14 protein-coding genes and 1 other annotated feature are annotated in these 13,295 nt (G+C 55.8%); of the genes, 3 read left to right on the plus strand and 11 right to left on the minus strand.

Annotated features, from left to right (window positions below; translation table 11 throughout):
* Nucleotides 1-136: 136 nt before the first annotated feature.
* A complete protein-coding gene (locus tag ACYVG7_RS19375) occupies nt 137-415 on the plus strand; it encodes a YfcL family protein (protein WP_460884743.1) in 279 nt (92 codons plus the stop codon).
* A gap of 49 nt (nt 416-464) precedes the next feature.
* On the opposite strand, the gene ACYVG7_RS19380 is transcribed toward ACYVG7_RS19375, so the two are convergent.
* Both ACYVG7_RS19380 and ACYVG7_RS19385 read right to left on the minus strand, forming a co-directional pair.
* On the minus strand, nt 465-896 hold the full coding sequence (locus ACYVG7_RS19380) for a PAS domain-containing protein (RefSeq protein ID WP_460884744.1): 432 nt from the start codon (nt 894-896) through the stop codon (nt 465-467).
* A 10-nt stretch (nt 897-906) separates the two neighbouring features.
* Nucleotides 907-1,896 (minus strand): response regulator, encoded by a 990-nt coding sequence (locus ACYVG7_RS19385; RefSeq protein WP_460884745.1) that lies wholly within the window; start codon nt 1,894-1,896, stop codon nt 907-909.
* A gap of 200 nt (nt 1,897-2,096) precedes the next feature.
* Between ACYVG7_RS19385 and nfsA the strand changes: the two genes are divergently transcribed.
* Nucleotides 2,097-2,822 (plus strand): oxygen-insensitive NADPH nitroreductase, encoded by a 726-nt coding sequence (gene nfsA / locus ACYVG7_RS19390; RefSeq protein WP_460884776.1) that lies wholly within the window; start codon nt 2,097-2,099, stop codon nt 2,820-2,822.
* A gap of 96 nt (nt 2,823-2,918) precedes the next feature.
* Entirely contained in the window at nt 2,919-4,058 is a 1,140-nt protein-coding gene (locus ACYVG7_RS19395; RefSeq protein WP_460884746.1) for a 3-phenylpropionate MFS transporter, read from the plus strand.
* An 81-nt stretch (nt 4,059-4,139) separates the two neighbouring features.
* Here ACYVG7_RS19395 and hisIE read toward each other — a convergent pair whose 3' ends face one another.
* The 9 genes from hisIE to ACYVG7_RS19440 all read right to left on the minus strand — a co-directional run bounded on the left by hisIE (nt 4,140) and on the right by ACYVG7_RS19440 (nt 13,272).
* Nucleotides 4,140-4,763: a bifunctional phosphoribosyl-AMP cyclohydrolase/phosphoribosyl-ATP diphosphatase HisIE gene (gene hisIE / locus ACYVG7_RS19400; protein ID WP_460884747.1), complete on the minus strand. Its 624-nt coding sequence runs from the start codon at nt 4,761-4,763 to the stop codon at nt 4,140-4,142.
* Nucleotides 4,756-5,529, minus strand: a complete 774-nt coding sequence (gene hisF, locus ACYVG7_RS19405) for an imidazole glycerol phosphate synthase subunit HisF (RefSeq protein WP_460884748.1) — start codon at nt 5,527-5,529, stop codon at nt 4,756-4,758. Before hisF ends, hisIE begins: the two co-directional genes overlap by 8 nt.
* Complete coding sequence (gene hisA, locus ACYVG7_RS19410) at nt 5,511-6,248, minus strand: 1-(5-phosphoribosyl)-5-[(5-phosphoribosylamino)methylideneamino]imidazole-4-carboxamide isomerase (RefSeq protein WP_460884749.1); 738 nt, start codon at nt 6,246-6,248, stop codon at nt 5,511-5,513. Before hisA ends, hisF begins: the two co-directional genes overlap by 19 nt.
* Before the next feature lie 9 nt (nt 6,249-6,257).
* Entirely contained in the window at nt 6,258-6,872 is a 615-nt protein-coding gene (hisH, locus tag ACYVG7_RS19415) for an imidazole glycerol phosphate synthase subunit HisH (RefSeq protein ID WP_460884750.1), read from the minus strand.
* A gap of 4 nt (nt 6,873-6,876) precedes the next feature.
* The gene (gene hisB / locus ACYVG7_RS19420; RefSeq protein WP_460884751.1) at nt 6,877-7,998 is read right to left on the minus strand and encodes a bifunctional histidinol-phosphatase/imidazoleglycerol-phosphate dehydratase HisB; all 1,122 of its coding nucleotides are present in this window, start codon (nt 7,996-7,998) and stop codon (nt 6,877-6,879) included.
* 13 nt (nt 7,999-8,011) lie between these two features.
* Nucleotides 8,012-9,106, minus strand: coding sequence for a histidinol-phosphate transaminase (gene hisC, locus ACYVG7_RS19425; protein WP_460884752.1), 1,095 nt, complete (start codon nt 9,104-9,106; stop codon nt 8,012-8,014).
* Entirely contained in the window at nt 9,103-10,404 is a 1,302-nt protein-coding gene (hisD, locus tag ACYVG7_RS19430) for a histidinol dehydrogenase (protein WP_460884753.1), read from the minus strand. Before hisD ends, hisC begins: the two co-directional genes overlap by 4 nt.
* 11 nt (nt 10,405-10,415) lie before the next feature.
* Nucleotides 10,416-11,312: an ATP phosphoribosyltransferase gene (hisG, locus tag ACYVG7_RS19435; protein WP_460884754.1), complete on the minus strand. Its 897-nt coding sequence runs from the start codon at nt 11,310-11,312 to the stop codon at nt 10,416-10,418.
* A 19-nt stretch (nt 11,313-11,331) separates the two neighbouring features.
* Nucleotides 11,332-11,471 (minus strand) — a sequence feature (His leader region).
* Nucleotides 11,472-11,742: 271 nt separating this feature from the next.
* Complete coding sequence (locus ACYVG7_RS19440) at nt 11,743-13,272, minus strand: histidine kinase N-terminal 7TM domain-containing diguanylate cyclase (protein ID WP_460884755.1); 1,530 nt, start codon at nt 13,270-13,272, stop codon at nt 11,743-11,745.
* Nucleotides 13,273-13,295: the final 23 nt, after the last annotated feature.

Raw genomic sequence — 13,295 nt, forward strand, 5'->3', positions numbered from 1 at the left:
CAAAAAAATAACGCCGATAGGCGTTGGTAACTGGTAAAAAATGTATGACTGAGGCAGTATTTGCGCCTTCGGCCTGATTACCCTTCAGGCCGTTCTGATTCGCCTTATCCCTGGCGCTATACAAGTGATCGGAACCATGAACATATTTGAATTTGAACAGCTGTTGCTTGCGCAGATTGATAACTTGGTGGCCAATGGTTCTGATGATGAACTGTTTGCCAGCGGCTATCTGCGAGGCCATATTTCACTGGCGGTCGCCAACTGTGAAATGCATGGCCGGACTCATACCCGCGATGTGGAAATGAGCGTGTTGCGTGGATTGCAACAGGCCTGCCTCAATGGGGAACTGCAGGATGCAGATCAGAAGCTGGTTGAGGCAATGTGGCAGCGTTTGTTGTCACAAGTCGCGCGCTGACCAAGCTTTCCTGACAAACAAAAAGCGGGCTTGAATGCCCGCTTTTTGTTTAGGCTGGCGTAGCCGTGAGTCGGGCGACAGCTTGATCGGTGACATCATAAATTAGGATGGCCAAATGCTGGATCTCGCCGGTGAAATCCGGTAACGGCATGATGGTGATGTTCTGATACATGTGCGTAGCGGTTCCCGTAATGGGGCGATAGTTGGAAAAATGAAACAGGAAGGGGCGCTGCTCCCAACTGATAAAGGCTTTGTTGTTCAGCGTCTTGACCATATTCAACTTTCGCTCAAGCCAAACCCGGTCGAGTTCGGGGTAGAGCTCGAATAGATCCTTGTCCTTGACTTCATAGCTTAACCGGCTGCTATGACTCTCCATGAAGCCATTCCAGACCTGGATGCGATTGTCTGTATCCAGCACGACCAGTCCGACTTCAAGATTTTGGATGATGTTCATCAACCAGTGAAATTCTCTGATTTCCATCGCTGTCGCCTCACATCAGATGCAGGATCTTGTTGTTCATGAATTGAATCGAATCTTCGGTGAAGAGCAGTAACAGATCACATTGCACCTGGTGATCCCGAATTTGATAATTGATCTCGATAGCTAGGGTGCGGCGCCAGCGATGACGGTTAGCTTGGATCAACTCTTCGATGGGCCTGTGCTGCCCGAGCACCACCGGGTGGCCCTGGCTGAAGGGGGTGTCCAGCTGGTTGGCAAAGCCGCGCAAAAAGGCACCGATCAGCACGTTGGACATGTCCATCAACAATTCCAGCTCGACACTTTTGGTGACCTGGTCGGTATGACCCATCAGTTTGGCTAAATCGGCGAAGCTGGAGTCATGAAACAGGACCAGCGCTTCACCCGCGATGCCGGCGCCGATAAACCCCTGGCATACCGCTGAGAGGGTGCCGGAACTGGCGGCTGAATTCAGCGCCATGTGCAATTCACTGACTTCCAGCACATTGACGTTGGGGATCGGCAGGATCACGAATCCCCCCAACATACGAGCTAGCAGATCAGCTGCCTGACCCATGGCCACGTTCGCCAGCTCTTGATAGACATCTCGGGCTTCAACGGTGAGATTGACGCCACCTTGAGTGGTGAGTTCGGTCTGACCGGGCTGATAGAGATCCAGCCGTAGCAACAGCGCAAGAATATCTTCGCTACTGCAAGGTTTCTTGATGAAATCCAGGGCTCCGAGCTCCAGTACCTGGCGACGGGCTTCGGGTTGAATATCCCCGGAAACTACCACCACTTTGGTGCGGACTTCCTGTTCCTTGAGTGCTTGTAGTACCTGGTATCCATCCATGATGGGCATGGTGAGATCGAGGAAGACCAGATCGCCATGGCCGCTGAGGATCTGCTCCAGACCCTGTTGGCCATGTTCGGCAAAATGCAGGGTAACGGGCCAATCATTCGGTAGGGCGCGAGCCATTTGCTTGCGGGCAAATGCGGAGTCATCACAAATTAGTACATTCAACGCCACTCTCCCAGCATGTTAGCAAGATGTTTCCAACAGAGTATAAGAGCTAGTTCGTGGAACGACTGTTTAAAGAATCTGCGGATCGTCATTCAGCAACGATTCTTTTTGCAAGCCTTGCTCTTGCTCACATTCGAAGACGCTTGGGCGGACGGGTGGCTTGCAGTACATTAGTGGTAGCTAAAGGAGATCCTATGACCATGAATAGTACTATCGAGCTGATCTGCCGCCATGCGTCGGTTCGCCACTTCACCGCACAACCTATCGACCCGGAGCAACGCGAGGCCATACTGCAAGCTGCCCGTGCGGCTTCCAGCTCCAGCTTTCTGCAATTGGTCTCGATCATTCGCGTGACGGACCCTGCCTTGCGACAACAGTTAGCACATCTGGCAGGCGAGCAAGCCTATGTCGCGACGGCCGCCGAGTTCTGGGTGTTTTGCGCCGATTTCCAACGCAACTATCAGATTGCTCCAGACGCTAAACTTGGGTTTGCCGAACAGTTGTTGATGGGGTGTATCGATACCGGCTTGATGGCACAAAACGCGTTGACGGCTGCTGAATCCTTGGGATTGGGTGGCGTCTTGATCGGCGGGCTGCGTAATCATCCCGTCGAGGTGACTGCTTTACTTGGGCTGCCGCCCCACGTCATTCCGCTGTTTGGCTTATGCCTGGGGCATCCGGACACACCTGCAGAAACCAAACCCCGGTTACCGGTTTCCTTGATGTTCCATGAAAATCACTATCCGGTCGAACTGGATCGGGCGGCATTGGCTGAATACGATGCCACTATGCAACACTATTACGCCAGCCGTAGTTCCCATGCCAAGCAGCAGAACTGGAGCGGACAAATTCGCGCCATTCTGGGTAAGGAGAGCCGTCCCTTCATGTTGGCGTATCTGCAAGGGCAAGGATTTATCACTCGCTAATTGCCACCGTTTGATCGCTTATCGGCTCGGTGATTGCTCTGACAGGGCGCGGGGTTTTTGCTATTCTGCCTCGCCTCTGTCTTGCAGGAGTTCTTCATGCGCCCTTTTTCCTGGCTATCGCTATTTCTGATTGCAATTTATTTCGTCTACGGCGCTTATGTGCCTTTTTGGTCCCTGTGGTTGGAGTCAAAAGGTATATCCGCGGAGCAGATCGGCTTGTTGATTGGCTTGGGTCTTGGCATTCGCTTCGCCGGTAACCTGCTGATCATGGGCCGCGCCAACCGCGCCAGTTTATTGATCCCGACTTGTCGTTATCTGGCCGTTTTGAGTCTGCTCTGCTACCTGGGCTTTTACTGGGTGGATAGCTTCTGGGCACTGCTGGCGCTGATGCTCCTGGCGAACTTTATCTATCCCACCTTGCTGCCGCTGAGTGAGGCGCTGGCGGCACGGATGATGCTGCAAGTGAAGCTGGATTACGGCAAGGTCCGACTGTGGGGTTCGGCGGCGTTTATCGTCGGGTCGACGCTGGTCGGTGCCTTGGTCCAGCATTACGGCGCTAGCTGGGTGTTGCATGCCATGATTCTGGGCTTGCTGCTGCTGACCGGGTTAAGTTGGTTACCGATGGCCCCGGCACCGCAGGATGCGCCGTCCAGTGGCAACAAAATCGGCTTCCGCTCCTTGCTGACCGATAGGTCGTTCCTCATCTTTTTGCTGGTGGTCTCCTTACTGCAGGGCAGTCATGCCGCTTACTACGGTTTCAGTGCCTTGTACTGGAAAGCCCATGGCTATGCCGAAAATGTGATTGGTTACCTGTGGGCGCTGGGGGTGATGGCTGAGATCGGGATGTTTGCGCTCAGCCGCCGTCTGCTGAAAGGGTTCAGCTATCAGCAACTGTTTTTCATCGGTGGACTGGGGTGTGTGCTGCGTTGGACCTTATTAGCCAACACCACCGAACTGGCCTGGCTATTGGTCGCCCAACTGCTGCATGCGGTGACCTTTTGCGTCAGCCACTTGGGTGCTATTCGATACATGACCCAGCAATTACCCGCCGAGCAGGTGATCCCGGCGCAGACGTTATATGCAGCATTTCCCGCCGGCGTCGTAATGGCTCTGTTGACGGCGGTAGCAGGTTTTGGCTACCAGCAGGTGCAAGGCCAGGTGTTCTGGTTAATGGCGATGCTGGTGGTGCCGGTGTTCTTTATCCGGGTGCCCAAGCGGGTCATGATCCAGGGCTGAGCACTGTGGAGATAAAAAATTGGCCGCTCGCGGCGGCCAATGTTGAAAACTCAAGATGGCCACCCTCGGGTGGCCATTGGATTACTTGCTGTGTCGCTCGCGCAGACGGGTGACGACATCGGCCAGTTGCAGGCCTTCGTTTTGTAGCAAGACCGTCAGATGATAGAGCAGGTCCGCCGACTCGTTGATCAGCTCTTCCCGATCCTTGGCCATGGCAGCAAGTGCCACTTCCACACCTTCCTCGCCAACTTTCTGTGCGATGCGCTTAGTGCCCTTGGCGTACAAACGAGCTGTGTAGCTGGATTCCGGATCGGCACTCTTACGCGCGGCCAGGATCTGCTCCAGCTCGGCGAGAAACCCGAGCGGTGGTAGCGGATGGCCATCGAAGCAGCTCACAGTTCCCTTATGACAGGTTGGGCCAATGGGCTCGGCGGCAATCAGCAGACAATCCTGATCACAATCGGTGGTGATAGCGCGCAGCTGCAAGAAATGGCCTGAACTCTCGCCTTTGGTCCACAACCGCTGTTTAGTGCGGCTGAAGAAGGTGACATGGCCGCTGGCCAGGGTTTGACTCAAGGCTTCAGCGTTGACAAACCCCTGCATCAGCACTTCACCACTGGCAACGTGTTGGACTATGACCGGCATCAGGCCGTCTACCTTGTTCCAGTCGAGGGTACTTGCATCAAATGGCACGGAATTAGTCACGGATCTGCACTCCTTGGTTACGCAGATAAGCTTTCAGCTCAGGAATAGGGATGATGCCCTTGTGAAACACGGAGGCGGCCAGAGCGCCATCCACATCGGCCAGCGTGAAGGCATCGCGGAAATGCTCCATCTCGCCAGCACCGCCCGAAGCAATCAATGGCACCCGGCACAGACTCCGGATCAGTTTCAATTGCTCCAGATCATAACCTTTACGCATGCCATCCTGGTTCATCATATTCAGCACGATCTCACCGGCACCCCGTTTTTGCACCTCGGTCACCCATTCTGGAGTGGTCCATTGGGTGATACGGGTGCGGCTCTCATCGCCGGTATATTGTTTGACCTGATAATGGCCGGTGTCAGCATCGAAGTAGGAGTCAATCCCCACCACCACGCACTGCACACCGAAACGTTCAGCCAGTGCTGTGATGAGCGTGGGGTCGGCCAGTGCAGGGGAGTTGATAGAGACCTTATCGGCACCAAACTCCAGAATGCGTCGTGCATCCTCGACACTCTTGATGCCGCCTGCGACACAGAAGGGGATATCGATCACCTCGGCAACCCGGCTGACCCAACTCTTGTCGACTACCCGAGCATCGGAGGAGGCGGTGATATCATAAAACACCAGCTCGTCGGCACCCTCTTCGGCATAGCGTTTAGCCAGCGGGACTATGTCACCCATCACCTCATGGTTGCGAAACTGTATCCCCTTGACGACGACGCCGTCTTTCACGTCCAAGCAGGGAATTATGCGCCGTGCCAGCATGCGATAGCCTCCTCGGCAGTGAATTTGCCCTCCAGCAGCGAACGCCCCAGGATCACGCCACCAACGCCAGAGCCCTTGAGTGCCTCGATATCGGCAATACCACCGATGCCACCGGACGCCTGGAAACTCACCTGCGGGTACTGTGCTGCCAGGGACTGATAGAGCGCGACATTGGAGCCCAGCAGGGTGCCATCGCGGCTAATATCGGTGCACAGTACATGAGTGAGACCGGCCGGTAAAAAGCGCTCGATCAGATCCTCGATGGTGACTCCGCTGTCTTGCTGCCAACCGGCTACCGCGATCTTGCGGCGGCCGTCGGCGTCAATGTTGACATCCAGCGCCAATACAATCTTGTCGGCACCATATTTTTCCATCCAGCCCATCACCAGCTCAGGGCTTTTGACGGCGGTGGATCCAACCACCACCCGATTGGCACCGGCATCCAGCAAGTCTTTGACATCCTGCTCGCTTCGGACACCACCGCCAATCTGCACGGGTGCACGGGTGTTTTTCAGCAACTCGCGGATCACCGTGAGCTGCCGCTGAGAGGCATCTTTAGCGCCATCCAGATCAACTAGATGTAGTTGGGTGGCGCCAGCCGCGACGTAGAGATCGAAACGCTCCTGAGCCGAGGCGGTGTATTCAGTTTTCTGGCCATAGTCGCCTTGATAGAGGCGAACCACCTTGCCGTTAATCAGATCAATTGCCGGAATAATCATGGCTACCTCTTAAAGCTCAAGGAAATTCTGGATCAAACGCGCGCCGCTCTTGCCGGAGCGCTCGGGATGGAACTGGGCTCCGAGGAAGTTATCCTTGCCAACCACGGCGGTAAAAGGCCCGCCATAGTTGCAAGTCGCCAGCGTCGCGGCTGTTACTTCCAGGGCATAGGAGTGCACAAAATAGAAGTAACTACCGCTGGGGATCCCCTTGAACAATGGATGAGTGCCATCGTGCTCGACCTGATTCCAGCCCATGTGCGGTAAGCGCAAATCGCCGACCTGCATTAATTTGACCTTACCCGGCACGATCCCCAGACAGTCGATATCGCTTTCGCCGCCCATGTGCTCTTCCGAGGCCTGAGCCAGCATTTGCATCCCCAGACAGAAGCCGAGTAGCGGTTGCTTGGCATCGCGCACCAGCTCGACCAGGCCGCGCTCGTGTAGATTGTGCATGGCGGCGCGAGCCGTTCCGACACCGGGCAGGATCAGCTTGTCGGCGCCACGAATATCGGCGGCCTCCTTGCTGACCTTGGCGTTGATGCCCAGCCGCTCAATGGCCATACGCACCGAGGAGAGGTTGGCGCAACCCGTATCTATGATGATCAGTTTTTGCGGTGCCAGCATGATGTTACAAGACTCCCTTGCTGGAAGGCAGTTCAGTGCCTTCGACCCGGATAGCCTGCCGTAGCGCACGGCCAAACCCCTTGAACAGTGCCTCGACCTGATGGTGGGTGTTGCCCGCACTCACCGACAGGTGCAGGGTGATCGCCATCGCATCGGAGAGGGAGCGAAAAAAGTGTGGCACCATCTCGGTGGCCATCTCACCCACCATGTCACGGCCAAACTCTGCATCGCAACGGAACTGGAAGTAGGGACGACCGGAGAGATCCAGTGCCGCGGTCACTTCCTGCTCGACCAGTGACTCCGGGAAGGCATCGACCCGGGCCTGGACTTCATCCATCGCCAGCACGAAACCGAAGCGGCCGATACCGCGCTTGTTGCCGAGCGCCTTCTTCAAGGCTTCGCCCAAGGCCAGACCGACATCCTCCACCGTGTGGTGATCATCGATATGCAGATCGCCCTTCACGGCCAGCTGCAGACGGAAACCGGCATGGGTCGCAATTTGATCCAGCATGTGATCGAAGAAGCCGATACCTGTGCTGATCTGGTTGCCGCCGCTGTGGTCCAGATCGACGGTAGCCTGGATCTCGGTTTCCTTGGTGTTGCGGATCACGGTGGCGGTCCGGCCTTGCCCGAGTAGACGATCCCGGATGTGATTCCAGTTACAACTCACTGGATTGTATTGAATTCCAGTGATGCCCATGTTCTCAGCCAGTTGCACATCGGTGATGCGATCGCCGATCACGTAGCTGTTGGCGTGATCCAGCTTACCGGCTTGTAACAGCGGCTTGACTAGGCCCAGTTTCGGCTTACGGCAGGTGCAATCCTCATGGGGAAAGTGCGGGCAGATCAGTACATCAGCCCAGTGCACGCCCTGGGATTCGAAGATGTGCATCATCAGATCCTGCGGCGGCTGGAAGTTTTCCAGCGGCAGGCTGGCAGTACCCAAACCATCCTGATTGGTGACCATGATGAGTTTGAAACCGGCGGCTTGCAGCTCGCGCAGTACCGGGATCACCATAGGCTCGAAGCGTAACTTGTCGAGACGGTCGACCTGCTTGTCGGTAATGGGCTCCTCAATGAGGGTGCCATCCCGGTCGATGAATAGAATGCGTTCCTTGTTCACCATCTTCTCCTTGCCGTTACAGGCTTTTTAACACGTCGAGCACGGCGGCCATTTCGGCTTCATCACCGATGGTGATGCGTACACTCTCTTCGAGCATGGGCTTGGTGCCAAAATCCCGCAGTATGATCCCGGCATCGACCATGGCCTGGAACAACCGGGAGCCACTTTCGAACCGCGCCAGCAGGAAGTTGCCGTGGTCATCGAAGACTTGTTTGACGCACGGTTGTTTGAGTAGTTCGGCCTTCAGTTCAGCCTTGAGACGGTTCAGCCACAGCACCCGTTGGCGCATGGTGTCGAGTCCGCGATCCGACAATGCCTGGGCGGCAATCTGGGCTACCGGCTCCGGGATCGGGTAGGGGGCGATCACCTTGAGCAGCAGGCTGATCACCTCTGGATGGGCAATGGTAAAGCCACAACGCAGCCCAGCCAAGGCAAAACCCTTGGACAGGGTTCTGGTGATCACCAGATTGGGGCAACCCTTGATCAAGTCAACCATACTAAACTCTGGGCAGAACTCGATATAGGCTTCATCCACCACCACGATACTCTTGCCAGCGGTGGCATCGAGAATGGCCAACAGCTTATCCCGTTGCAGTACCGTACCGGTCGGATTATTCGGTGAGCAGAAGAACAGCACCTTGATGGGCTTGCCCTGCGCCAGCGCGGCAATAATGGCAGGCACATCGGGTTGAAAATCAGGCAACGGTGGTAGAGTCCGCATGCCGACGCCACAGGTCTCGGCGCTGATGCTGTACATGCCATAGGTCGGAGGGCAGAACAGGATCTCCTCTTGTCCTGGCTCACAGAAGGTGCGGATCAGCAGTTCAATTGCTTCATCCGACCCCCGGCTGACCAGCACCTGGTTTGGCTCGACGCCGGCATAGGCGGCATAGCGGCTCACTACTTCGGGCGGCTGGCATTCCGGATAACGATTCAGGCGACTGCAATCGAGTTGGTACTCTTCACTCTTCGGTGATTCGTTGGCATTGAGGAAGATATGTCCTTTACCGCCGATCCGGCGAGCCGACAGGTAGGGGGTCAGATCCTGAACGCGCTGGCAGGCGAGCTGGGTCAGATAGGTTGGAGCCGGAGTTTGGGTCTTGGTGCTCATGCCTGTTGCTCCTGACGGATCACATCCATCCGAATGGTGACGGCGCGCTTGTGGGCGTCCAGGCCCTCGGCATCGGCCATGGTGGTGACGGTATTCGCCAAGCCTTGCAACCCAGCAGCGCTGAGCTCCTGCACCGTGTAACGGCGCTGGTAATCGGCCAAACCGAGACTCGAAGCCGTACGAGCATACCCGTAGGTTGGCAAGGTGTGGTTGGTACCACTGGCATAATCACCAACCGACTCCGGCGTCCAGGCTCCCAGGAAGATAGAGCCAGCGTTCTCCAGGCGTCGCAGTAGTTGCCGTGGCTCCTGGGTCTGCACGATCAAATGCTCGGGCGCATAGTCATTGGAGATGATGCAGGCCTGGGGCAAATCATCACAGATGATGGTCAAGCTGGAGGCCAGTGCCTTGCTGGCGATCCCGGCGCGGCTCAGTTGCTTGAGTTGCTGCTGCAATTGGATCTCCACCTGTTCTGCCAGGGTGACACTCGGGGTGACCAGAACGACTTGGGAATCAGGGCCATGCTCGGCCTGAGAGAGCAGATCGGCAGCCACAAACGCCGGATTGGCGCTGTCATCGGCAATGACCAGCACTTCGGAAGGACCGGCCGGCATATCGATGGCGGCACCGCGAAAATCCATGCTGGCCTGACGCTTGGCTTCCGTGACCCAGGCATTGCCCGGGCCGAAGATTTTATCGACCTTGCTGACCGTGTCGGTACCGTAGGCCATGGCGGCAATCGCCTGAGCGCCACCCATGGTATAGATCTCGCTGACGCCACACAGGTGAGCGGCATAAACGATCTCGTCGGCGATCGGCGGTGGTGAACAGAGCACCACTTTGCGGCAACCGGCGATCTTGGCCGGTATGGCCAGCATCAGGACAGTACTGACCAGAGGGGCGCTGCCACCGGGAACATACAGGCCGACTCGACTGATGGCGTGAGTGTGCAATTCACAGCGCACACCCGGCTGGGTATCCAGAGCCAGAGGCACACTTTGTTGTGCCTCATGGAAGGTGGCAATGTTGCGATAGGCGTGGGCGATGGCATCTTTCATCGCCGGAGTCACCCGTTCGCAAGCCTCGGTAATGGCCGCGGTACTGAGCAGTATGTTGCCATCGACAACGCGGTCGAACGCGGCCGTGTACTCTTTGAGTGCCTTATCGCCTTCACAACGAATACGACAGATGATATCGCTGACGGTGCTGCTGATATCATCGGCGCCACTCATGGCCGGACGTGTCAGCAACTGACGCCGTTCGGCCGGGTTCAGATCATTCCAGTTCACAGTACGCATCAAACAGCCCCTTATTCCATCATCTTTTCAATCGGCAGTACCAGAATAGAGCTGGCACCGAGGGCCTTGATCTTCTCCATGGTTTCCCAGAACAAGGTTTCGCTGGAAACCACATGCAGGGCAACATGATTGGTATCACCGGCCAGATTCATGATGGTGGGGTTTTCGGCGCCCGGCAGCAGAGCGCTGATTTCAGCCAGTTTGTCCTTCGGCGCGTGCAGCATGATGTATTTACTTTCACGGGCTTGCAGCATGCCTTGCAGACGCGGCATCAGCTTGTCGATCACGGCTTGCTTCTGAGCTTCCAGTGGCTCAGCTGCCTGGATCAGGGTGGCCTTGGAGCGATAGATCACCTGAACTTCTTTCAAGCCATTGGCTTCGAGTGTGGCACCGGAGCTGACCAGATCGCAGATGGCGTCGGCCAGACCGGCACGAGGTGCAACCTCTACCGAGCCGGTGAGCATGACGGGCTTGAATTTGATGCCCTGTTCATCAAAAAAGCGCTTGAGTAAGTTAGGGTAGGTGGTGGCGATACGAGCGCCTGCCAGGCTTGCCGGACCATCCCACACTTGCTCGTGGGGGATCGCCAAAGACAGGCGGCAGTCGCCATAATCCAGACGCTTGAGCTCTTTGTAGCCAACGGGCAGCCCCAGCGCCTGACGCTCCAGCATGGTCTCTTCGAGGACGTTCTCGCCGACGATGCCCAGATCCACGACGCCATCCATCACCAGGCCAGGAATATCGTCGTCACGGACGCGCAGAATATCGATCGGCATATTTTCAACGTGGGCAATCAGGCGATCTTCGCGCAGATTGATCTTCAGACCACAACTCTTGAATAGGGCTTGGGAGTCCTGGCTCAGACGACCGGACTTTTGCATGGCAATGCGTAGACGTTTGGTTTCCATGTATTCCTTTCCTTCTTAAAAAAAAAAACCCTCGGAGGTGGTGACCTTCCGAGGGTTTTGCAACTGTGCTCTGGGCCGCTGCTTTGTGGAAGTTCACCTTGTCAGTGTCTTCCAGCAGTCACCCTCCTGAAAGACTATTCCGGATGATGGTGGTGATGGTGATGAATAGTGTTCAGAAGTTGACGAATCATAACGGCGATCCAGTTTCCTTGTTCGGCTGGAGCTTCAACATACCGACCCTGTTAAAAATTGCAAGAGGAGAGTGCAACGGCTATCGGATTGTTTGCAGCTTGATCTGTGGGATGTTTTAAATATGACAACATCACAACGGGTATATATGAAAATGGTGCTGCAAATAAACTGGATATCACTTCAATAACAGTGAATAAGACTATTCATGCTCATAGGGGGAGCATGGCTTCATTCTGAGTCACGGGTGGAATACTGGTTGCTCCAACGAGCCATCGGCGCAGAGCGCAATCCGATTTCGCCCCGCTCGCTTGGCTTGATAGAGCGCGGAGTCCGCACGATGGATCAGTTGCTGCGATGAATCGCCAGTCTGAAAGCCTGCAATACCGATACTCAGCCCGGTGCCGAGCGCTTGACCGACACCTTGATGGATCCGCGCCATCAACTGGTGGGTTTCTTGTAGTGTCCGGTCGCGGAATATCAGTAAGAATTCATCGCCTCCGTAGCGACCAAAATGATCCTCGCTGCCCAACTGCTGGCGGATGAAGGCGCAGAGATCACGCAGTAGCTGGTCGCCAGCTTGGTGGCCCTGGCTATCATTGAGCTGTTTGAAATGGTCGATATCGAACATGGCGACACTCAGAGTGTCTGCGGCGTGCCGGAGCTGTGCCATGGATTGCTCCAACTGCTCCAGTATCATCCGGCGATTGTAGATCTGGGTCAGACCATCATATTCCGCCTGAATTTGTAGTTGGGTCAGCAGTCGCTGGCGGTCGGTGATATCGCGCAAGATCAGGGCATAGCCGACGCAGCGTTGCTGGTTGCCGAGCACGTCATGACGCTGTATTTCAAACCAACGATCCGCCATGGCGAGAGTCTGTGATTCCTGCACGCTCAGAGAGCGGGTCAGTGACGCAAGATCTACATGCAACTGCTGCAGAGAGTCACCGTAACTTTGTGTGGAGAGATCTGGAAATAGTTGCCGGGCCATGCGGTTGAAGTCCACCAGACGATGGTAGATATCCAGCACCAGAACCGCGTCCGAGATGTCATCGAATACCTGCTCCCGTGCGATCGGCGTCAGATCGACGAAGCTGTAGCGAAATAGTCCGTAAGCGTACAGCGGACCCGTGATCACAAAGCCAAACGGGCTCAGATCAATACCCATGGGGGCCGCGCCAGATAGGTAGATGAGGTAGCTGAGCCAGGGGGTCAAGGATCCCAGCAGAATCACACCAGCCTGGCGGCGATAATAATCGGGGGCGGTATGCCAACTCCGGAAGAAGATCAGGCTGCTGAGCAGTAATGCCAAATTCAGGTACACCACATGCACATAATACCAGGGGCCAAAACCGAGCTGGGTGATGGTCATGTCCAGATGATGTGTGATGGCCATGTGGGCATAGAACAGTTGATGGAGATCATTACTGAAGTGCAGGGCCAGGGTCAGCGCAGAAATACCCAGCAATACGATAAGCAGAACCAGGGGCGGGTGCCGATGCTGTCGATAACTCAGAGCGGTCGCCATGATGAGCGCCGGTATGAAAGCAATGCCAAGATATTGCACCCGGAGCCAGTATTTGACTGTTGCCAGGGTGGCGGAGGCCAATTCCATGCCGTAGCCAAAACTATAAAAACTGACGGCCAGCATCAGCCAGCTGAACCAGTACGCGACCGGATTTCGATGTTGACGGGCTGCCGAGATGCTCAGAACCAGAGTGATTAACGACGAAGCAAAGAGTAACCAGGAACAGGTCGCGAATTCGTTCATGAAATACCTACAGGTCTGTCTAC

This window comes from Pseudaeromonas pectinilytica, assembly GCF_054780855.1.

What these genes read in the sequence shown, in the direction of transcription:
- ACYVG7_RS19375 (WP_460884743.1), top strand. Translation starts at nt 137, where the DNA reads ATGAACATATTTGAATTTGAACAGCTGTTGCTTGCGCAGATTGATAAC.
- ACYVG7_RS19380 (WP_460884744.1), bottom strand. Translation starts at nt 896, where the DNA reads ATGGAAATCAGAGAATTTCACTGGTTGATGAACATCATCCAAAATCTT.
- nfsA (WP_460884776.1), top strand. Translation starts at nt 2,097, where the DNA reads ATGAATAGTACTATCGAGCTGATCTGCCGCCATGCGTCGGTTCGCCAC.
- ACYVG7_RS19395 (WP_460884746.1), top strand. Translation starts at nt 2,919, where the DNA reads ATGCGCCCTTTTTCCTGGCTATCGCTATTTCTGATTGCAATTTATTTC.
- hisF (WP_460884748.1), bottom strand. Translation starts at nt 5,529, where the DNA reads ATGCTGGCACGGCGCATAATTCCCTGCTTGGACGTGAAAGACGGCGTC.
- hisA (WP_460884749.1), bottom strand. Translation starts at nt 6,248, where the DNA reads ATGATTATTCCGGCAATTGATCTGATTAACGGCAAGGTGGTTCGCCTC.
- hisH (WP_460884750.1), bottom strand. Translation starts at nt 6,872, where the DNA reads ATGCTGGCACCGCAAAAACTGATCATCATAGATACGGGTTGCGCCAAC.
- hisB (WP_460884751.1), bottom strand. Translation starts at nt 7,998, where the DNA reads ATGGTGAACAAGGAACGCATTCTATTCATCGACCGGGATGGCACCCTC.
- hisC (WP_460884752.1), bottom strand. Translation starts at nt 9,106, where the DNA reads ATGAGCACCAAGACCCAAACTCCGGCTCCAACCTATCTGACCCAGCTC.
- hisD (WP_460884753.1), bottom strand. Translation starts at nt 10,404, where the DNA reads ATGCGTACTGTGAACTGGAATGATCTGAACCCGGCCGAACGGCGTCAG.
- hisG (WP_460884754.1), bottom strand. Translation starts at nt 11,312, where the DNA reads ATGGAAACCAAACGTCTACGCATTGCCATGCAAAAGTCCGGTCGTCTG.
- ACYVG7_RS19440 (WP_460884755.1), bottom strand. Translation starts at nt 13,272, where the DNA reads ATGAACGAATTCGCGACCTGTTCCTGGTTACTCTTTGCTTCGTCGTTA.